Annotated in this window: 21 protein-coding genes and 2 tRNA genes; 17 read left to right on the top strand and 6 right to left on the bottom strand. The window is 63.6% G+C overall.

Annotated elements, in window-relative coordinates; all coding sequences use genetic code 11:
• Nucleotides 1-16 precede the first annotated feature (16 nt).
• The 3 genes from VL202_RS17730 to VL202_RS17720 form a co-directional block, all read right to left on the bottom strand.
• A complete protein-coding gene (locus VL202_RS17730) occupies nucleotides 17-262 on the bottom strand; it encodes a hypothetical protein (RefSeq protein WP_325465408.1) in 246 nt (81 codons plus the stop codon).
• A 33-nt stretch (nucleotides 263-295) separates the two neighbouring features.
• Complete coding sequence (locus VL202_RS17725) at nucleotides 296-775, bottom strand: DUF2938 domain-containing protein (protein ID WP_325465407.1); 480 nt, start codon at nucleotides 773-775, stop codon at nucleotides 296-298.
• Nucleotides 776-1,015: 240 nt separating this feature from the next.
• Nucleotides 1,016-1,092, bottom strand: a tRNA-Pro gene (locus tag VL202_RS17720).
• Here VL202_RS17720 and VL202_RS17715 point away from each other — a divergent pair.
• Entirely contained in the window at nucleotides 1,092-1,262 is a 171-nt protein-coding gene (locus VL202_RS17715) for a hypothetical protein (RefSeq protein ID WP_325465406.1), read from the top strand. The genes VL202_RS17720 and VL202_RS17715 overlap by 1 nt on opposite strands.
• A 565-nt stretch (nucleotides 1,263-1,827) precedes the next feature.
• The gene (locus VL202_RS17710; RefSeq protein WP_325465405.1) at nucleotides 1,828-2,247 is read left to right on the top strand and encodes a hypothetical protein; all 420 of its coding nucleotides are present in this window, start codon (nucleotides 1,828-1,830) and stop codon (nucleotides 2,245-2,247) included.
• 186 nt (nucleotides 2,248-2,433) lie between these two features.
• On the opposite strand, the gene VL202_RS17705 is transcribed toward VL202_RS17710, so the two are convergent.
• Nucleotides 2,434-3,354, bottom strand: a complete 921-nt coding sequence (locus tag VL202_RS17705) for a LysR substrate-binding domain-containing protein (RefSeq protein WP_325465404.1) — start codon at nucleotides 3,352-3,354, stop codon at nucleotides 2,434-2,436.
• A gap of 137 nt (nucleotides 3,355-3,491) precedes the next feature.
• Here VL202_RS17705 and VL202_RS17700 point away from each other — a divergent pair, with 137 nt between their 5' ends.
• The 12 genes from VL202_RS17700 (at nucleotide 3,492) to aldA (ending at nucleotide 16,873) form a co-directional block, all read left to right on the top strand.
• Entirely contained in the window at nucleotides 3,492-3,839 is a 348-nt protein-coding gene (locus VL202_RS17700; protein WP_325465403.1) for a cupin domain-containing protein, read from the top strand.
• A gap of 100 nt (nucleotides 3,840-3,939) precedes the next feature.
• Entirely contained in the window at nucleotides 3,940-4,695 is a 756-nt protein-coding gene (locus tag VL202_RS17695) for an amino acid ABC transporter ATP-binding protein (RefSeq protein WP_325465402.1), read from the top strand.
• Nucleotides 4,692-5,336 (top strand): amino acid ABC transporter permease, encoded by a 645-nt coding sequence (locus VL202_RS17690; RefSeq protein WP_325465401.1) that lies wholly within the window; start codon nucleotides 4,692-4,694, stop codon nucleotides 5,334-5,336. Before VL202_RS17695 ends, VL202_RS17690 begins: the two co-directional genes overlap by 4 nt.
• Nucleotides 5,336-6,013, top strand: coding sequence for an amino acid ABC transporter permease (locus VL202_RS17685; protein WP_325465400.1), 678 nt, complete (start codon nucleotides 5,336-5,338; stop codon nucleotides 6,011-6,013). The genes VL202_RS17690 and VL202_RS17685 overlap by 1 nt, the downstream gene beginning before the upstream one ends.
• A gap of 18 nt (nucleotides 6,014-6,031) precedes the next feature.
• Complete coding sequence (locus tag VL202_RS17680) at nucleotides 6,032-6,859, top strand: transporter substrate-binding domain-containing protein (protein WP_325465399.1); 828 nt, start codon at nucleotides 6,032-6,034, stop codon at nucleotides 6,857-6,859.
• A gap of 119 nt (nucleotides 6,860-6,978) precedes the next feature.
• On the top strand, nucleotides 6,979-8,871 hold the full coding sequence (locus tag VL202_RS17675) for a DUF3483 domain-containing protein (RefSeq protein ID WP_414692888.1): 1,893 nt from the start codon (nucleotides 6,979-6,981) through the stop codon (nucleotides 8,869-8,871).
• Entirely contained in the window at nucleotides 8,868-10,052 is a 1,185-nt protein-coding gene (locus VL202_RS17670) for an electron transfer flavoprotein subunit alpha/FixB family protein (RefSeq protein WP_325465397.1), read from the top strand. Before VL202_RS17675 ends, VL202_RS17670 begins: the two co-directional genes overlap by 4 nt.
• Complete coding sequence (locus VL202_RS17665) at nucleotides 10,045-10,785, top strand: hypothetical protein (RefSeq protein ID WP_325465396.1); 741 nt, start codon at nucleotides 10,045-10,047, stop codon at nucleotides 10,783-10,785. Before VL202_RS17670 ends, VL202_RS17665 begins: the two co-directional genes overlap by 8 nt.
• Nucleotides 10,782-12,293 carry an FAD-dependent oxidoreductase gene (locus tag VL202_RS17660; RefSeq protein WP_325465395.1) on the top strand — a complete coding sequence of 504 codons (1,512 nt, stop codon included), beginning with the start codon at nucleotides 10,782-10,784 and terminating at the stop codon, nucleotides 12,291-12,293. Before VL202_RS17665 ends, VL202_RS17660 begins: the two co-directional genes overlap by 4 nt.
• On the top strand, nucleotides 12,290-14,329 hold the full coding sequence (locus VL202_RS17655) for an NADH:flavin oxidoreductase (RefSeq protein WP_325465394.1): 2,040 nt from the start codon (nucleotides 12,290-12,292) through the stop codon (nucleotides 14,327-14,329). The genes VL202_RS17660 and VL202_RS17655 overlap by 4 nt, the downstream gene beginning before the upstream one ends.
• Before the next feature lie 10 nt (nucleotides 14,330-14,339).
• Nucleotides 14,340-15,308, top strand: a complete 969-nt coding sequence (locus VL202_RS17650) for an ornithine cyclodeaminase (RefSeq protein ID WP_325465393.1) — start codon at nucleotides 14,340-14,342, stop codon at nucleotides 15,306-15,308.
• Nucleotides 15,309-15,388: 80 nt separating this feature from the next.
• Nucleotides 15,389-16,873 carry an aldehyde dehydrogenase gene (gene aldA / locus VL202_RS17645; protein ID WP_325465392.1) on the top strand — a complete coding sequence of 495 codons (1,485 nt, stop codon included), beginning with the start codon at nucleotides 15,389-15,391 and terminating at the stop codon, nucleotides 16,871-16,873.
• A 151-nt stretch (nucleotides 16,874-17,024) separates the two neighbouring features.
• On the opposite strand, the gene VL202_RS17640 is transcribed toward aldA, so the two are convergent.
• Nucleotides 17,025-17,099, bottom strand: a tRNA-Gln gene (locus tag VL202_RS17640).
• 373 nt (nucleotides 17,100-17,472) lie between these two features.
• On the opposite strand from VL202_RS17640, the gene VL202_RS17635 reads away from it, so the two are divergent.
• From VL202_RS17635 to VL202_RS17625, 3 genes are read left to right on the top strand one after another with little or no spacing between them, the layout of a single operon-like run.
• Entirely contained in the window at nucleotides 17,473-17,769 is a 297-nt protein-coding gene (locus tag VL202_RS17635) for a cupin domain-containing protein (protein ID WP_325465391.1), read from the top strand.
• 11 nt (nucleotides 17,770-17,780) lie between these two features.
• Nucleotides 17,781-18,722 (top strand): MBL fold metallo-hydrolase, encoded by a 942-nt coding sequence (locus VL202_RS17630; RefSeq protein ID WP_325465390.1) that lies wholly within the window; start codon nucleotides 17,781-17,783, stop codon nucleotides 18,720-18,722.
• Nucleotides 18,722-19,201 (top strand): thiol-disulfide oxidoreductase DCC family protein, encoded by a 480-nt coding sequence (locus VL202_RS17625; protein WP_325465389.1) that lies wholly within the window; start codon nucleotides 18,722-18,724, stop codon nucleotides 19,199-19,201. The genes VL202_RS17630 and VL202_RS17625 overlap by 1 nt, the downstream gene beginning before the upstream one ends.
• Nucleotides 19,202-19,305: 104 nt before the next feature.
• Here VL202_RS17625 and VL202_RS17620 read toward each other — a convergent pair whose 3' ends face one another.
• On the bottom strand, nucleotides 19,306-20,214 hold the full coding sequence (locus tag VL202_RS17620; RefSeq protein WP_325465388.1) for a DUF1499 domain-containing protein: 909 nt from the start codon (nucleotides 20,212-20,214) through the stop codon (nucleotides 19,306-19,308).
• Nucleotides 20,215-20,229: the final 15 nt, after the last annotated feature.

The raw sequence follows: 20,229 nt of genomic DNA, 5'->3' as shown, positions 1-20,229 counted from the left end.
CTGGACGGACGCCCGCCTACGTACGACCGCCCTCGATGATCGCCTTCAATCTTGCCAGGTCCTCCACCTTCAGCGTGTCCGGCTCAATCTTGTGGATCGGCCGGAACCAGGCGGCCGCCTCTTGCAGCGGCGCGGCATAGGGGGCCGGATAGCCGCCGAGGCCGAGGACCCATTCGCGCACCGTTTCCCGCTCCATGCGGCCCGCCTTGTAGCGATCGTGAATGCTGGTGACGGAGGCGATGAGGTCGTCGATCTTCTTCAAGGAGCAGTCCTTCAGGGCGGTCGTGCGTCGGCTTTAGCGGATCAGCAGTGCCGTCCAGTACATGCCGACGGCGAAGACCGTGTGGGCGACGAGATTGAGGAGGCGGACCTTGTTGGGGTTCGGTGTTTTCGACGCTGCCCAGCCGATGCCGAGCCCCGGCTGCAACAGGAACCACCCTGCCCCGACGGTGACGATGCCGACGATCCATGCAGGCAGGAATGTCGGCGTGGCCAGCCAGCCGGTACCGGCAATGACGAGCGGCAGGAAACCGTAGATTATGCCGACGGCATAATGGCCGATCCAGCCGAGCGCCAGTTCATGTTCATAGGGCTCGGCCTTGCCGATATCGTCGTGGAACACCTTGCCGTTGCGCAGATGCCAGAACCAGCGGCCGACCGGCGCCCAATTCGGCTTGCCCTGCCCCGGCAGGAAGGACAGCAGGATGGCCCAGAGATCCATCAGCACCGTGCCGCCTACGCCAATGGCCACGCAGCGCCAGAAGATATCGAACATGGCAAGGTTCCTGTCGGCTCGGGAAACGTGATCGCCAGACATGCGAACACGCAAGAAACGGAAGCCCGCGGGAATGCAGGCGCCAGCCGTTGTAGTGCATCTTCGGTTTTTCGGTCAAGGAAGGCGATGGCGCGATACAGGGAGTTTCAGCGCAAGGTTCGAAGGCAAAGGCTTCGTGGGAAAAGTGCGATTTTCGGGAATTCCGCGTCCTGACCGGCATGGTATGGGCGGTTTTTGAGCTGGTCGGAGTGAGAGGATTCGAACCTCCGACCCCGTCGTCCCGAACGACGTGCGCTACCAGGCTGCGCTACACTCCGTGACCAGCGGGGCCTCTATAGAACAGCATTTTCCTTTCCACAAGCCGCAAAAGGCAAAAATCGCGGGGCGCGGTGGAAAAATTGAAAGGAGTTTGAAACACAGCGACCTCAACCGCATCCGGGCGTTGCAGATGGGAATGAAGCATTTGATTTTGCTGGACAACGTTTGACGGGCGCGCGCGTCCCCTTGTTCAGTGGGCCGGGGAAAATGATCCGGGACGGGACACGATTGTTTCGCACGGCCTGCCCTCCGAGGGACGATGATGAAATTCCGTTTGGCGATGCTGGCGGCGGCGCTGGCGATGCTTGCCGGCTGCACCCCCACCGAGGAGGCCAACACCGCCATCCAATCGCGCTGGATCGGCGAGCCGGCCGACGCCTTCTTCACGCGTTACGGACCGCCGGCCTCCGGTTTCCCGGCGAGGTGCAGATCAGCGCCGGCACGGACGATCGGATCACCAGCATCCGCGCCAGCAACGACACGACCGGCGAAGGCTGAGCCTGTCACGCTGCGCCGAGGTCCTCGAGGTCACCAAATAGGCGGACAGCCTGCCCGTGGGGCCTTTCGGCAACGCTTGCGAATTTAAGCGCGCAAGCGTGCATATAAGTGCTTGACCCGATTTTCTTTCAAACGGTTTAGCGCTAGAGGCAAGGTTGAAAAGCCTTGGCGCACAAGCGATTGCGCCGCCTTGGCAGACCGATGTTTCAGAACGAACGCCAAAGGGACTTGGACAGATGAATTTCCGCTTGATGACCGTAGCCGGCCTTGCGCTGGCACTTGCCGGCTGCACCACCGTGGGACCGGCGCGCAACGCCGTCGAAGCCCGCTGGAACGGCCAGCCGGCCGGCACCTTCTTCGCCGCCTTCGGCCCGCCGCAGTCCGACGTCTCGAGCGGCGACAACACGGTCTACGCCTGGAAGGGCGGCTACAAGAAGCGCACCATCCCGGCGCAGTATGCCGAAGGCGAAAACGGCAAGAAGGGCAAGAAGATCGCCTCCGCCCGCACCGAATTCCTTTCCTGCTCGGTTCAGCTGACCGTCTCCTCCGACTACGTCATCCGCTCCATCCACGTGCTCGGCGACGTCAAGAAATCCTCCGGCCCGAGCTGGTGCGACGAGTTTCTGGGTGGCGAAAAGGCCGAGAAGGCGAAGTAAGTCGTTTGACGATCTGATTGGAGTTGAGGGACCCGCCGGTGCAGATCGGCGGGTTTTTTTGGGCAAAATGAAACGGATTCGCCCGTCATACGATGCACTTTCAGGGCATTCCTACGTCGCGAACCGTGGATCATTCAGGACGAGGATCATGCGAAAAACGTTGAACGACGACTTTGTTCGCTTCCATTACGGCAGCATCTGCACGTAAGGCCGGCTTTCCTCCTGAAGCCATTTGATCAGCGATTTGATGACGGGAAGGTTCTTCCGCTCGTTCTTCACGACCAGGTAGTGGCCGTCCGTGCTCGGCATGGTGTGAGGCAGGAAGCGCACGAGCTGTCCGGCGGCGATCTTGTCACTGACATGCGACTGCCAACCCATCAGAATGCCATGGCCGGCAATCGCGGCGACCAGCGCGTCCGTGTAATAGGTATAATGATGCGCGATGTTCAGCCGCTCGCCATGGACATCGTGATACGCCATGAACTGCGACCAGTCCGGCCATTCACCGTGGTTGTCGCAATCAATGATCTTGTGGCGCCAGAGATCCTCCAGCCGGATTTCGCCTCCGCACCTGGCCAGATAATCGGGGCTGCAGACCGGGAACAGCCGATCGTGAAACAGGTAATACACCTCGCCATCGGTCCACCCGCCCCGGCCGTATCGCAGCGCGACATCCACGGAGCCCATCTGCAACTCCGCGCCACGATGCTGGCTCACCGTATGGAACCTGACATCGGGATGATCTTCCCCGAACCTCATGATCCGCGGCACGAGCCAGAGGCTGGAGAACGAAACATAGGACGTGATCTTGAGCTCGACGGTTGTCCGGTTAACGCGCAGGCGCTCGACCGAGCCCGCGATCTCCTCAAGGCTGCGTGTCAACGTCCGTGCGAGTTCCCTGCCCCGCTCGGTGAGTTCGACAGAGCGGTGGAGCCGATCGAAAAGCGGCGCGCCGATCATATTCTCGAAGTCGCGGATCTGCCGCGTGACGGCCGGCTGACTGACGCCCAGTTCGTTGGCGGCGCCGGTGAAGCTCTTCAACCTGGCCGCCGCTTCAAAAGCGATGAGAGCGGCGAACGGGGGCAGGCGCGTGCGGAACTTTGTCATGGAAAACTCCTCGCCGTGTATGTTTCCGATAATCCACGGTTATGTCAAGGTGAGGCGAATTCGCGTTGACGCCTTGCATCATGGGCGCTGTAATGAAGTCACAAGCACGGCAAACAACTGCCGGCAAAGGGGATATGATGTCTGAACTGATGCAGCCGGCGTCGGGCGATCGCCCTGCGCAAGAAATTTTCCACGTCGTGTCGAGCGCAGCTCTGCCTTGGGGTGATGGCGGCGGTGAGGGGTTTCTCGCAAAGGAACTGCTCAACGCCGAGGACGGGCGCCAAGCCTACATCATCAAGGTCGAGCCGGGCGCCTACGCCGGAAGCCATTCGCATGATCGCATGGAGCACCTCCTCGTGCTGGAGGGCGATTTCTACGACCAGAACCAGAGTTATGGAAAAGGCGACTTCGTCGTTCGCGAGCCGAAGGCGAACCACATTGCCGGGAGCCGCAACGGCGCGCTCATCTTCCTCATGTTCACGTAGTGCCTGCGCCGCAGGGTCACATGCTCAATTCGCTCCTCCGCCAGGAGGCATGTCAGCCAAGCCTCGTCGCACCTGCGCGGGCAATAGCCAAGGACAAGCCATGAAGGCGTCCCCCGTCGTCCAACTGCAAGGTATCTGCAAGAGCTACGGCAGTCATGCCGTGCTGAAAAACGTCGATCTGACGGTCCAGGCCGGCGAGGTTCTGGCGATCATCGGCCCCAGCGGGTCCGGCAAATCCACGCTGCTGCGTTGCATCAACTACCTGGAAAAGCCGGACTCGGGCGTCGTCGCTGTGAACGGGCTTTCCATGCACGGCGGCACCGAGCCCAAGCGGCACGAGCTGTTCCAGCTGCGCCGGAGCTTGGGCATGGTCTTCCAGTCCTTCAACCTCTTCCCGCACATGAGCGTGCTGCAGAATGTCAGCCTGCCGCAGCAGCGGGTGCTCCGCCGGTCACGCGCCGAGGCTGACAAGGTCTCGATGCAGCTTCTGGATCGCGTCGGGCTGGCTGACAAGGCGCAGCAATATCCGGGCCGGTGCTCGGGAGGCCAGCAGCAGCGCATCGCCATCGCCCGAGCGCTCGCGCTGGATCCGAAGGTCATGCTCTTTGACGAGCCGACATCGGCGCTCGATCCGGAACTTGGCCTGGAAGTGCTCGCAGTCATGCGCCAGCTTGCCGAAAGCGGCATGACGATGATTGTCGTGACGCACGAGATGGGCTTTGCCGAGAACGTGTCGGACCACGCGATGATCATGGCCGACGGCCGGGTCATCGAATATGGACCGAGCCGCGACGTCATCCGGTCACCGAAATCGGAGCGCGCCATCCGCTTCCTGCGCGCGGTCAACGAACGATGACCTTCGATACCGCGCTCTATATCCTGGCCGGACTGCCGACCACGATTGCGTTGACCGGCCTGGCGCTGCTCTTCGGGGCGATTGTCGGCTTTCCGCTGATGCTGGCCGCGCAATCGACCTTCGCGCCGGTTCGTCTCCTGACGGTCGGCATCATCAGCTTCGTGCGGTCGGTCCCGCCGATCCTCTGGCTCTTCCTGATCTTCTTCGGCCTCGGTTCCGGACTCATCACGCTCAGCGCTTTCTGGGCCGCGGTCGTGGCATTCGGCCTGATCGCTGCCGTCAACATGGCCGAGATCTACCGTGGCGGCATGGTCGCGATCCATCACGGACAGTACGAGGCGGCGACCGCGCTCAATTTCAGCACGTACCGCCTCTACCGCGATATCCTGATCCCGCAGATGCTGCGCGTTTCGATCCCTTCCGCCGCGACATATGCGATCGGCCTGATGAAGGACTCCGCGATCGCCTCGACGATCGGCGTGGCCGAGCTTGCCTTTCGCGGCAACCAGATCTCGCTGCAAACCTATCGCGGCCTCGAAGTCTACGCGGTCGTAGGCCTCCTCTACATCCTCCTGAGCCTGCCGATCGCCGCCCTGTCGCGTGAGGCCGAGCGCCATCTTCGTGCAAAGGTATCTCGCTAATGGACGCATTGCTCATGGGCGTAACCTGGGAAGATGTCCGCGGCTGGCTTCCCTCCTTCTGGAACGGCTTCCAGATCAGCGTACAGATCACGCTGGTTTCGCTCGCGATCGGGATCCCGCTGGGCTTCCTGTTCGCCCTGGGCGTCCAGGTGAAAAGCCGTGCGGTTCGCTATCTGTGTCTGGCGCTGGTCGAGGTCGGCCGTGGCGCGCCTGCGCTGGTGCTGTTGCAGTTCGTCTATTTCGGCTTGCCCAATGCCGGCCTGTCGGTCGGCGCCTTCGTCGCAGCCTGCATTGCCATCAGCTTCAACACCGGCGCCTATACGAGCGAGATCATCCGTTCGGGCCTGGAAGCCGTGCCGGCAGGCCAGAAAGAGGCGGCGATGGCGCTCGGCATGACCCGCTGGGACGGCTTGCGCTTCGTTATCATCCCGCAGGGTGTTCGCGTCGCGATCCCGGCCCTGCTCGGCTTTGCCATCCTGGTCTTCCAGGGCACGTCGCTTTGCTTCGCGATCGCCGTGCCCGAGCTCATCAGCCGCGCCTACGATATCGGCTCGATGCAGTTCTTTTACTTTCCCGCGCTCGGCGTGGCCGGGATCTTCTACCTGGCCGTCTGTATTCCCGCCTCTTTCATCGTTTCATGGGCGGAACGCAGGGCAGGCGCATATTCGCAACGATAACTTCTGGAGGAACACCACATGGACATGACCAGACTGCTCGCTTCCGTCGTCGCCACGACTGCCATCATGACCGTCTCGGCCTATGCGCAGGACTGTAAACCCAAGCACGAGATCACCACGGCCGAGGCGGGCTTCATCACGGTCGGCGCCGTGACTTTTGCACCGTTCTCATACATCGACAGCTCGGGCAACGTGCAGGGCGTGGACGCCGACATCCTGGCGGAGATCGCCAAGATGGAATGTCTTGAACTGAAGACGCTGCCGACCGATGCCGCAGCCGGCATCCAGACGGTCGTCTCGGGCCGCGCCGATGTCAGCACCGGCGCCTGGTACCGCACCAAGGAGCGCACGCGCGTCGTGAACCTGTCGGCGCCGCTCTACCTCGACCAGATGGCGCTCTTCTCGAAGGAAGGCATCACCAATATGAGCACGCTGGAAGGCAAGACTGTCGGCTCCGTGCAAGGCAACCTCTGGGTCGGCGACCTGCAGAAGGTGTTCGGCGAAAACCTCAAGCTCTATCCGACCTCGGTCGCCATGCATCAGGATCTCGTTGCGGGTCGCCTCGCCGCTGCCTTCGACGGTTACTCGACCGGCATGAGCGCAATCAAGCAAGGCACGCTGAGCGGCATCGAGGTGAAGGTCATGGAGTCCGACGAGCGCATCGGCGCCTCGCGTGAGGCCGGCCAGGGCACCTTTCCGATGAGCAAGAAGAATGAGGCTTTCTCGGCCGCGATCGACGCCGACATCGCCGAATTGCACAAGGACGGCAAGATCGCCGAGATCCTGGTGAAGCATGGCCTCGAGGCCTCCGCCGCCGACACCGGCGCGCCGCGCCTCATCGAATAAAGCCCGCTTTCGGCGGATCAAAGCTCGCAAACAGAGCCAGCAGGCGGGAGGCCATCCCGCCTGCCACATGGAACTCGTTCATTTTCTGGAAAAGTCACGTGCCCGAACCCACGACAGCCATGCTCGGTATCCTTGCCTTCGGCACCCTGATCGCCGTCGTCAGGATTGCCATGCTTGCGATGCGCTGGCGGGTGGGTGCTGGCGCCCGGGTTCCTGTTCTCGCCGGACTTGTCGGGATGCCGCGGCGATACCTGCATGACGTGCATGAAGTGGTGGCGCGCAAGCCGGAAAATGCGCGCATGCACGCCATGCTCGCCGGCGGCCTGCTATCGGCGCTGGTTCTTGTCGCTGCTCTCGTCTTCCACGGAGGGACGCGTGCCCTGTCCTGGATGATCCTGGCCGCCTGCGCCGTCACGCTCTGCGGCCTGGTTCTGCAGGGACGTCGCCGGTTGCCTCGTCGGCCGACGCATCTTTCCGGCGGCAAGTGGTCTCTGCTGACGCCGGCTTTCGCGCTGGTCATCGCATCCTTCGCAACTCTTTCCATCACCACGCTCGCCGGGCCGTCCGCTGCCTCGACCATATCCAGCGGCGTCGCTTTCGCATGTGGCCTGGCCGGTCTCGGCTGGCTGGCCTGGACCGTGACCAACGGCCCGATGCGGCATGCCGTCGCCGGCGCCCTTCATCTCGCCTTCCATCCCCGCCCCGCTCGCTTCGGAGCGAACAAGCCGGACGCGGCCTTGCGCGCACTCGATCTCGATGCGCCCGTTCTGGGCGCCGAGACCGTGGGAAGCTTTGAGTGGAACCGGCTGATCGGCTTCGATTCCTGCGTCCAATGCGGCCGCTGCGAAAGCGCGTGCCCGGCCTTCGCCGCCGGCATGCCGCTCAATCCCAAGCGCTTCGTCCAGGATATCGCCGCCAATCTTTCCGCACCCGGAACCCCTCTGAGCTATTCCGGAAGCCCGCATCCCCATATCGACCTGGCGCTGCGTGCCGCCGGGCCCATCGCGCCGCTGGTTTCGGATCGAGCGGGCGCGATGCTTGGCATTTCACCTGAAACGCTCTGGGCCTGCACAACCTGCCGCGCCTGTGTCCAGGAATGTCCGATGATGATCGAACATGTTGACGCGGTCATCGACATTCGCCGCTTCCAGACTCTCGAAGAGGCCGCGGCTCCCGGCAAGGCGGCCGAGGTGCTCGACAATCTCGACAAGACCGACACGGCCTGCGGCCGGGCGCTGTCAGAACGTCTCGACTGGGCCGCCGATCTCGCTTTGCCGGTGGCGAAGCCGGACCGCGAGGTCGATGTCCTGCTCTGGCTCGGTGAAACGGCCTATGACCGTCGCAACCAGCGCACGCTGCGCGCGTTTGTCACGCTGCTGCGTCAGGCCGGTGTCGATTTCGCCGTCCTGGAAGAGGAGCGCGACTGCGGCGATCTCGCGCGGCGTCTGGGCGATGAGGCGAGCTTCGTCCGGCTTGCGTCGGAAAACACCCGCATTCTTTCCGGACTGAGGTTCGGGCGCATCGTCACGATCGATCCGCACGTCCTCCATTCGCTGCGCAACGAGTATCGCCAGTTCGGCACTGCGCTTCGCGTCGAGCATCATACCGAAGTGCTGATGCGTCTCGTGGAGGAAGGAAGGCTCAAGCCCGATCGCCTGGAAGAGCGGCGCGTGACCTACCATGACCCTTGTTATCTCGGCCGCTACAACGGCGAGACGACTGCGCCGCGCGCGCTGCTGTCCGCCATCTCGACCGATTTTGTCGAGATGGAGCGCTCGGGCATGGGCTCCCGCTGCTGCGGCGGCGGGGGCGGCGCACCGATCACCGATATTGCGGGCGACAGGCGCATTCCCGACATGCGCATGGAGGACGCGAGGGAAACCGACGCGCAACTCCTGATCACGGCCTGCCCCTACTGCACGCAGATGCTGGAAGGTGTCGCGCCGCCCCGGCTTGAAATCATTGACATCGCGGAGCTTTTGCTCGCAACGACAGCCGAGGCCCGGCCATGATGCGCATTCGCAGGCAAAGGCGCGCACCTTCGGCACCCGCCACTGTGCCACGCATCGATCCGCGCCGGCATGAAGCGGATCAGGAGGCTGAGGCCGTCGAGAAATTCGGTGCCAGCGGTCTTCCGCGCCGCGACCCTCACAAGAGCAACGGCCACCGGCTTCGCGGCGAGTTGCGCACCGCCCGCTCAACGACCCGCATCGAGCCAATCGAACCGCTGCCTGCGGCACCGCAATGGATCGCGCTGGCGGATGACGTTTCCTGGATCGTCGTCGTCAGCCTCTCGGAAGAACCGTGGCCCGATGCCGAACGCGAACTGCTGGGCGCGGCGCGCAAGGTGGCCGATGAAATCGGCGGCGGTGTCGTTATGGTGCGCGTAGGCGTTCAGGACCCGGCGGCAGACTTCGGGCAGATCGGCGCCGATCGGGCCATCCTGCTGCCGCTGACGACAGATCCGGATGTTCTCGCCAGGCATGTCGTGGCCGTGATGGAGCGCTTCAAGGGACGTCACGTGTTCTTTGGCGAAGGCGGAGCCGATGCCGATGTCGCACGGCGTACGGCCATCCTGCTTGGAGAGCGGCCGGCCACGTCCCTGCATCTGCTTTCGGCCGAGAGAGCCACCCTCCAGGAGGCTGGAGGCCGGACCGAGGTTTCCCGACCGCTGCCCAGGGTCGCGACGCTTGCGCAGGGTCGGTTCGAAGCCCATGAGGGTAGCATCGCGCGGGAAGGCAGGCGGATAGACCTGAAATTCGACGAGACGACGCCCGGCGTTCGCGACCTCGGCATTGTCACCAGTTCCCAGTTCGATGCGCCGCTCGGCGAGGCGCGTTTCATCGTCAGTGCCGGCGACGGCGTCACCAATTGGGACGCGTTTCGCGGCGTCACGGAAGCGCTTGGCGGCACTATCGCCGGAAGTCGCCAGGTCGTCGACGCCGGGCATCTGCCGCGACATCGCCAGGTCGGCGCCTCCGGTACGCTGGTGGAGGCGCGTTGTTATCTGGCTTTCGGCATTTCCGGCGCGCCCCAACATCTGCAGGGCGTGCAGCGTTGCCGCTATGTCATCGCCATCAATACCGACCTGCACGCGGCGATGGTCAAGCGCGCCGATCTTGCCATCATCGCCGATGCGCAGCAGGTCATGCCGGCTTTGGCCCGGCTTGCAGGAGGGCCGGCCAATGTCTGATCCGAAGGTCGTCGTCCTGCTTTCGGCGGGCATCCACCCGGTTTCGGGCAGGGCACGCATGGCGCCCGGCGATGCGCGCGCGCTGGAAATGGCGTTGCGCCTCAGCCCCCATCCCATCGCCCTCCATGTCGGCGATTCATCGAACACAGGCCTGCGAGACTATCTCGGCATGGGCCTTGACACGATCGAGGTCATCGGGACCTGGACCGACGGCGACGACATCGTGCCCACGCTTGGCGAGCGCCTCTCCCAACTCAATCCCGATCTGGTGCTGACCGGCATGGCCGCCGATGCCGGCGAGGCGAGCGGGATGGTGCCTTATCTCCTCGCGCACGGTCTCGGCATCAGGCACGTTTCCAGCATAGCCTCGATCGATGCGATCGAGGCTGGCGAGGCGATCGTGGTCCAGGCCTATCGCGGCGCACCACGCCGACGCCTGGCAGTCTCGCTTCCGGCGGTCATTTCCGCAAGCGAACTGGCACCGGCGCCACGCGCCCGCGCCTTTGCCCGTTCGAGGCGTGGCACGTTGCACGCAACCATCGGAATTGTTGCGAAGGATCATGAGGCAGCGAGCTGGACACGAACGCCAGCGCGCCGGAGGCCGAAGAAGATAACGGCCGGGCAGGTTTCCGGCGACAGTGCGCCCCTGGTCGGCCTGACACCCAATGAGGCGGCGCACCGCATCCTCGACTTCCTCAGAGACAAGAACATCATTCAGGAAAGCGGACAATGACAGTTAGCGTTTACGACGTCGTCGTCATCGGAGGCGGCATCATCGGGGCTGGCGCCGGCCAGCACCTCGCAGCCGCCGGCTACAAGACCGCATTGCTGGAACGTGGCGACTACGGGGCAGCCACGAGCAGTCGCACGTCGCGCCTGCAGCACTGCGGCCTGACCTATTTTTCGGCGGCGAACCACTCGATGTGGAGCTTCATCAGCCGCCCGGGTTATGCGCTGGAATGCCTGGAACTCGCCAGGCGCGCCATGCGCGAGCGCGGCGACTTCGTGAAGACCTCGCCCCAGCGCGTTCGAAAGCTCGAATTCGTGGTTCCTTTCAATGCCCGCAGCGCGATATCGGGCCCGCGCGCACGACTTGCCTTCGGCATTCTGTCTCTCTTCGACAAGGGCGTGCCGCTTGACCTCAAGGTCATGTCGGCCAGGCAAGCCCGGCAACATCCCGGCCTGCAGGGCATGGCTGATCTGGACGACGTGCGTGGCGCACTTGTCTTCACCGAATATCAGTATGTCTGGCCCGAGCGCATCGTCATGGACACGGTGATGAAGGCCCGCGATATCGGGCTGGAAGCCTTCAACTATGCCGAGGTCGTGGCGATCCGGCGCTCCGAAAACCAGGGTTGGCAGGTCGACGCGCGCTTTGGCGACGGAACGAGCCGGACCTTCGAGGCAAAGGCGATCGTCAATGCCGCCGGAGCCTGGGTGGACGACATCACCGGTCTCTGCTCGAACGGGGCACCGCGCCTCAACTCAGGCGCCAAGGGAACGAATGCCGTGGTGCGGCTCCCGGCCTCGATGCGTGGCATTGGCATGGAGACGATCACACCCGAGGGCGCTCCGTTCTATCTGATCCCCTGGGGCGATCTGCATTATGCCGGTCCGTGGGACATGCCATCGGAAGCCGATCACGCGGGCTACAGGGCCGAGGAGCCGGAAGTCGAAGGCATCCTGAAGATCATGAACCAGGTCTATCCGGGCCTTCCGCTGCGCCGCGACGACGTCCTCTATACCTGGGCGGGCGTGCGGCCACGTACGGCCCGCAATGGCGAGCCGATGGGTTCCATGGAGGTCATGGAACATGACCTGACCGACCAGGGCATGACGAACTTCTTCGTCTTCACGGGTGGCCTGCTGATGACCCACCGCGATGCCGGACGCAGGCTGACTTCCGCCGTGGGGCGCCGACTTCAGCCCTCGGGTCCGAAGCAGCCGCTGGATTATTCCGCCCGGCTGGTCCCGGAGGGCAACCGGGCGACAGAAGCCAGCGTGCGATATGCCGTCGAAAAGGAACAGGCCCGTTCGCTCGAGGACATACTGCGTCGCCGGCTTTCCCTGGGTTGGGACGAGGATCTCGGCCTTGCCCATGTCGAGGCGGTCTCCGTCATTGCCGCACCATTGCTCGGCTGGTCCGAGGACGAGCGCCGGATCAATGTCGCGGCATATATCCAGGCAACAATTTCCGACTTCAACCCGCGCGACCCGAGCCGCTGGAGCAGACCCGAATGACCGACACCCAAGCCCTTCTCAAGCCCTTCAAGCTGAAGCACCTGACGCTTCGCAACCGCATCATGTCGACGTCGCATGCGCCAGGCTATGCCGAAGACGGCATGCCCAAGGACAAATACCAGCTTTACCACGCTGAAAAGGCGAAGGGCGGCATCGCCCTCACCAGCTTCGGCGGCTCCTCCTCCGTCTCGAAGGACTCCCCGCTACCGTTCAATCAGATCGATGTCAGTGATGATCGCGTCATTCCGTATTTCGAGCAGTTCGCTGACCGCGTCCATGCGCATGGCGCCGCCGTCATGTGCCAGATCACGCATCTGGGCCGCCGCGGCTCGTGGGACTCGCGTGACTGGCTGCCCCTGATCGGCCCGAGCACCAATCGCGAGGAGATGCATGGCTCCTATGCCAAGGAGATGGAGGATTTCGATTTCCGCCGTGTGCGCCGCCATTTCGCGGAGGCAGCCGGACGCATTCAGCGCGGCGGCATAGACGGCTGCGAACTGATCGCGACCGCGCATCACCTGCTCGACGCCTTTCTCTCGCCCGTCGTCAACAAGCGAACCGACAAATACGGCGGCTCGCGCGAAAACCGCATGCGGTTCGTGATCGAGGTCATGGAGGAGATCCGCAACGTCGTCGGCAAGGACTTCATCCTCGGCATGAAGTTCGTGGCCAATGAATTGCAGGAAGGCGGGATGGACGCCATCGAGTGCCTGCGCATCACCCAGGCACTTGCCGCCACCGGCCTGCTCGACTACATCAACGTCCACCAGGGACATGGCGACACGGTGCGTGGCCTGCAGAGCATGTTGCCCGACATGTCCTACGATTCCGGCGCGTTCCTCTACCTCGCCTCCGCGGTGAAGACGGAAGTGGACATCCCGGTCTTTCACTCTTCCGCGATCCGCGACCTCGCCACCGCCGCGCGTGCGGTGTCCGAGGGCCATGTCGACATGATTGCGATGACCCGCGCCCACATCGCCGACCCGCATCTCGTTCGCAAGATGATGGAAGGTCGCGATGAGGACATCCGCCAGTGCGTCGGCGCCAACTACTGTATCGATCGCGTTTCCGCAGGCCACCCGGCAAGTTGCATCCAGAACGTCTCGACGGGGCGCGAGGGTCAACTGCCGCATGAGGTGAAGAGTACTCCCGCCCGCAAGAAGGTCGTGATCGTGGGTGGCGGACCGGGCGGCATGGAAGCGGCGCGCGTCGCGGCTCTGCGCGGCCACGACGTGGTCCTGTTCGAGAAGGAAGCGCAGCTCGGCGGTCAGTTGCGGCTCGCCCGCATGCTGGGTTGGCGCGAAAACATGGGCGGCATCAGCCGGTGGCTCGACATGCAGGTCCGCAAGCTGCGCGTCGACGTGCGGACATCGACCGCGGCCACCGCCCAGGCCGTGATGGCCGAGGAGCCGGACGTGGTGATCGTCGCCACCGGCGGGCGTCCAATGGTGCCGGAGATTCCGGGCCGCGAACACATCACGTCCAGCTGGGACATTCTGTCCGGCGCCGTGAAACCCGGCGATAATGTGCTCCTCTACGATGTGACCGGCGACACGCAGGGCCTCACCGTCGCGGACTTCATGTCCGAGCGCGGCGCGCTGGTGGAGATCGCCGCACCCGACCAGATGATCGGTGCCCACACGGGCGGTACGGGACGTATCAACTTCATGAAGCGTCTGCATGAGCGCAATGTGATCATGACCCCCGGCTACTACCTGCGGTCCGTGTATATCGAGGGCAACGCACTGATCGCCGTGCTGCGCGAAGCCTACAGTGATCGCGACCAGGAGCGTGAGGTGACGCAGGTCGTCTGCGAGGCGGGCGTGATGCCGATCGACGATCTCTACCACGAACTGCGGCCTGCCTCGACGAACCTTGGCGAACTCGATCACCAGGCCTTCGTCGATCTGGCCCCGCAGACCCTGGTGAACAACGAGGCGGGAAGCTACCTGCTTTTCCGCATCGGCGATGCCATCTACAGCCGCAACATCCATGCCGCCATGTTCGATGCCGCGCGGCTGCTGCGAGGCCTCTGAGGAGCGTATCATGATCCATCTCGACGCCGAACGGATCCGCGAGCTGCTGGATTACACCTATCTCATCGAGGCGCTGAGGGGCGCCCATGCCGGACAAGGCATGCCGCTGCTCGACCGGCGCATTACCGATGCGGGCGGGAACATGTTCGTCAATCTCACGGCCTGGTCTCCGGGGCGAGCCATCGCGGTCAAGCTGGTCGGCGTTTTCCCCGAAAATGGCGGGCGTTCGCCGCCCGAACCGTCGATCCAGGGCATCGTCGTGCTCTTCGACGGCGAGACGGGCAAGGCGCTGATGACCTGCGACGGCGCCGAGATGACCTATCGCAAGACCGCTGCGGATTCCGCGCTGGGCGCAAGCTTGCTCGCGCGTCGGGATGCACGCACCCTCCTGGTGATCGGCGCCGGCGGTCTTGCCCCGCACATGGTGCGCGCCCACCGCGCCGCGCGGCCGGAACTCGACAGGTTTCTGATCTGGAACCGAAGCCTTGAAAAGGCGACGGCAGTTGCAGACGAACTTTCGAACGAAGGCATCACGGTCGAGGTCCAGGGTTCCCTCGACGACGCACTCGCCATGGCCGATATCATCTCGTCCGTCACGATGGCGACCGCACCGCTGATCAAGGGCGCGCTCCTGAAGCCGGGCACGCATGTCGATTTGGTCGGCTCCTACCTTCCCGACATGCGCGAGGCGGATGACGACGTGATGAGCCGCGCGGCCCTGATCTGCATGGATATCCGCGAGGGTCATGATTCCACCGGCGACATAATCCAGCCGATGGCGAACGGTGTGATTCGCTTCGAGGATATCCGCGCCGATCTCTTCGAGCTGGCAACGGGTGCCCATCCAGGCCGCGTATCTGAAAGCGACATCACCGTGTTCAAGAATATCGGCGGCGGCCATCTCGATCTCTTTGCCGCCATGGCGCTGCACCAGCGCGCCGCGAAGGACCAAATTCGTGGCCAGACCATGTCGCGATGAACTCAGGCTTCCATGGACTGGGTCCGTGAATGCCGCCCCAAAGCCGAACCGATCGGCAAGACCCCTGGAGGAGATAGACGATGTTAGCGAACAACCCGGCCCGGACAGTGTCCGAGCGCTTCTCGACCGAACCGAAAAGCTACCGCAACTATATAGGCGGCCGCTTCGTCGAGCCATCCGCCTCGCAGATCGACGTTCTCAATCCCAGCACCGGTGCCATCGTCGGTCGCGTGCCCGAGAGCACCGCACAGGAGGTTGACGCGGCCGTGCGGGCCGCCAGGGCCGCGCAGTCCGCGTGGGAACAACTGCCGGCGATCGAGCGCGCTGGCCATCTGCGTGCAATCAGCGCCAAATTGCGCCAGCACCGCACCGAGCTCGCCGACGTCATCGTGCGCGAGCAGGGCAAGATCCGCGGCCTCGCGGAGGTCGAAGTCGACTTCACGGCAGACTATATCGACTACATGGCCGAATGGGCGCGCCGCATCGAAGGCGAGGTGCTGACAAGCGACCGGCCGAAGGAGACGATGCTTCTCCTGCGCAAGCCGATCGGTGTCGTCGCGGGCATCCTGCCCTGGAACTTTCCATTCTTCCTGATCGCGCGGAAAATGGCGCCGGCGCTTGTGACCGGCAACACGATCGTCATCAAACCAAGCGACGAGACGCCGATCAATGCCTTCATCTTCGCCGAGCTCGTCGCCGAAACGGATTTGCCGGCCGGCGTCTTCAATCTTGTCGGCGGCAAAGGCACCAGTGTCGGCGCGGCGCTGGTCAAACATCCGCAGGTCGATCTGGTAACCTTCACCGGAAGCGTCGATACGGGTATTCGCATCATGCAGATGGCCGCGGAGAACCTGACGCGCGTGAACCTCGAACTCGGCGGCAAGGCACCCGCGATCGTGCTTGCCGACGCAGACCTCGACCTTGCGGCCAAGGCCATCCATGCTTCCCGCGTGATCAATACCGGTCAGGTCTGCAATTGCGCCGAGCGGCTTTACGTCGAAGAATCGGTGCATGACCTTTTCGTCGAAAAGCTGAAGGTTCTTTTCGAACAGACGCGCTGGGGCGATCCATCCGAAACGGACGATCTCGACATGGGGCCGCTCATCAACCGCGCCGCCCTCGACAAGGTCGAGGCAGCCGTGCGCAAGGCGACCGAAGAGGGCGCCCACATCGTGACGGGTGGCAATGTGATCGGTCAGGACAAGGGCCATCATTTCGAGCCGACACTGATCACCGGCGCAACCGCTGCCATGGACATCATGCGCCGCGAGACCTTCGGCCCGGTCCTGCCGGTTCAGTCCGTGAAGAATCTCGACGAGGCAATCGCGCTTGCCAACGATACCGAATACGGCCTGACCTCTTCCATCTATACAAGCAACATCAACTCGGCGCTGCGTGCCTGCCGTGAGCTGAAGTTTGGCGAGACCTACATCAATCGCGAGAATTTCGAGGCAATGCAGGGTTTCCATGCAGGCCGCAAGAAGTCGGGCATCGGCGGCGCGGACGGCAAGCACGGTCTCTACGAATTTACCGAGACCCACGTGATCTACATCCAGGGTCAGTAACGCTCATGACTACAGGCCGGGGCTTCGCGCTTCGGCCTGCTGCATAATTAAAGTGTTACAGCGACCTTTGCGCTCGATTCGCCCAGGTTGGGCCGGAAAATTGTTCAAGCAGCGCGAAACCAAGTTAAGTCATCAATATATAAAGAAAATGTGGCTGGGGCGCCAGGATTCGAACCTGGGGATGCCGGTACCAAAAACCAGTGCCTTACCACTTGGCTACGCCCCACCGCTTGGTCTCCGGCAAATCGCCGAGCCAAATCGAGAGCCGGTTTAGCAAAGGTGGGCGGATGCGACAACGCTTAAGTTCAGGTTTGCGCGGATTTTTGTCAGGATGATGGTTGGGGGTTCGTGGCTGGTATATCCCCCTCTGTCCCTCCGGGACATCTCCCCACAAGAGGGGAGATTGGCCGCGACCGAACTGCGTCCCTAACAATGGCTATCGAGACAATCCGGAAAAAGGAATGATCTTCACCCTTGTGGGGGAGATGTCCCGGAGGGACAGAGGGGGTGAGGCGACAGATTCGGGGTGGCCGGAATGCCATTCCCCTTCCCATCTCCCTCCCCCCGCTTTAGTCTCCCTTCAAAATCCGGAGACCCGAATGAGCATTTTTCACGCCCGCCCGCCTGCCAGGCCGACCGTTCTTCTCGATGATGACGTGGTCAGGATCACGCGATGGGATTTCGAGCCGGGGGCGGATACGGGGCATCATGTGCATGGCATGGGTTATGTCGTCGTGCCGATGACGGATTGCCGGTTCCTGCTGGAGGAGCCGGGCGGCGAGCGGCGGGTGGATATCGCCAAGGGGCAGGCCTACCGGCGCGAATCCGGCGTCGAGCACAATGTCGTCAATGCCGGCAAGGAATTCATGTCCTTCATCGAGATCGAGTACAAGTGAAGAGACGACGCATGAGCGATGCGGACGTGGAATTCGATATCGATTTCAAGCCGGCCCATGGCGAGGCGGTTGATGTGGCCGATGGCGTGCAGCGGCTGACGGTCAACAATCCCGGCCCGTTCACCTTTCACGGCACCAACAGCTATATCGTCGGCGAGCGTTCGGTGGCGGTGATCGATCCGGGGCCGCAGGACGAGGCGCATTTCCAGGCGCTGATGGCGGCGCTCAAAGGCCGCGAGGTCACCCATATCGCCGTCAGCCACACGCATCGCGACCACTCGCCGCTGGCCAGACGGCTGAAGGCGGAGACCGGGGCGCTCATCGTCGCCGAAGGTCCGCACCGGGCGGCACGGCTCTTGCACGCGGGCGAGGTCAATCCCTTCGCCGAAAGCTCCGACATGGACTTCGCCCCCGATATCGCCCTTGCCGATGGCGACACGGTTTTTGGCGACGGCTGGTCGCTGACGGCGCTCCTGACGCCCGGGCATACGGCCAACCATGCATCCTTTGCGCTCGGAAACGCGGGCGGCGACACCGGCACCGTGTTTTCCGCCGATCACGTCATGGCCTGGGCGACGACGATCGTGGCGCCGCCGGATGGCTCGATGACCGATTACATGGCGTCGCTGGAAAAGATGCTTGGCCGTGACGACCGGCTCTACCTGCCTGGACATGGCGGCCCGGTCAGGGAACCGGCCGCCTTCCTCCGGGGTCTGAGGGCGCATCGGCGGATGCGCGAGCGGGCCGTGCTGGAGCGCGTGCGGGCCGGCGATATCCTGATCCCCGACATGGTCAAGGTGATCTACGCCACCACCGATCCGCGCCTGCATGGGGCCGCAGCGCTGTCGGTCCTTGCCCATCTCGAAGACCTGCTCGAGCGCGGCCAGGTGGAGACGGACGGCGCGCCGTCGCTGACCGGCGCCTTTCACCTGGCGCCCGGCGGAGCGAGCTGATGCGACCGCTGCCGGCCTATAGCTACCATAACGATCCCACCGTCCCCGCCTTTGCCGACGATCATCCGATCATCGTTTTCGACGGCGAATGTATCTTCTGCTCCGGCTGGGTGAACGTCGTGCTGCGCCATGACCGGCAGGGCCGCTATCGCTTCATCCCAGCACAATCGCCGCTCGGCGAAGCACTCTACCGGCATTACGGCCTGAACAACCGCGACTACGAGACCAATATCCTGATCGAGGACGGCACCGCCTTCTTCAAATCGGGGGGATCGCTGCGCATGGCGGCGGGCCTCGGCTTTCCGTGGACACTGGTCAATATCCTGCGGGTGATTCCGAGGGCGCTGCGCGATCCGCTCTATGAACTGGTGGCGCGCAACCGCTACCGGATCGCCGGACGGCGCAAGTCCTGTTTCGTACCGACACCGGACCATCGCGGCCGGTTTCTCGCGTCAGCGAGCCGCATCCGCGCGTGCTGATCGCCGGGCGCTGGCTCGAAAGGGCCAAGACCTTTGCCGCGACGATCAAAGCGAGAGCGGAGCAGGATCACGTTCCATCCGGAGCCTGAAGATCGCAGCCAAGGTCAATCCCCGGCGATCCCCAACAATTCAGCGTCCAGCGCATGCAGGAATTGATCGGCGAAAGCCGCGCCAAGGCCCAGATCGTGCGGGCCGTAGCGGGAGGCGACGCGCATGTCGACGAAGGTGGTTTCGGCCTCTTCCCGCAACCGGATGAGCACATCGAAACGGAAGCCGACGATCAGCGTGCGCCACTCGCCCTGCACCAGGATATCGGAGGAACGCTGGCCGGGACGCGCATCGTCAGGGAGCGCTTCCGGGCGTGAAAGCGGGATCGGCACGTCATCTGGATCGCTGTCGGCGGGCGCCGTCTCCTCGGGCTTGGCCGGCATGTCCTCGAGATCGGCCTCGGCATTTTCAACGCCGTCCTGGGCAACGATGGTGATGCCGGTCTTTTGCGTGACGATCTTCACGCCCTGGAAGACGCGGTCGAGAGCGCCGTCATAGCGCCGGCCGGTCAGACCGGGATAGGCGACGATCTGCGCCTCACGGTCTTCCGGTGTCACCTCCCGCGGCCGCTCCAGCCAACCCTGATCGACCTCCGGCACCTTGATCCATGGCGGCGACGACACGGTGTCCGTGCTGACATCGTAGATCGCCGGCTTGGAGAAATATTCGCCGAGCGCATAACCGACAACGCCGATCGGCACGATGGCATAGACCAGCGCGACGAACGAGGCGATGCCGCCGATAGCCGCGATCTGCCAGAGACGCACGAAGCCGACGACGGCCAGCACCACGGCAAGCAGCGCCAAGGCCGCCGACAATGCCGCAAGCGCCGTGAAATGTGGCGTGACCAGCGGCCCGAAACGATGCGCGAAGAGAGCGGCGGCGAAGAGACCGAAGGCGAAGCGGGCGATCCTGCGGGCCCAGCGGGCGGCAAGGGACGTGGGGCGCTCATACTTGATCATCATCTGGCAGAATCAATC

The sequence above is a fragment of the Pararhizobium sp. genome, assembly GCF_035497515.1.
Lineage (GTDB): Bacteria > Pseudomonadota > Alphaproteobacteria > Rhizobiales > Rhizobiaceae > Pararhizobium.
The sequence above is the reverse complement of the archived record's forward strand: the minus strand, read 5'-3'. Positions and strand labels throughout refer to the sequence as shown.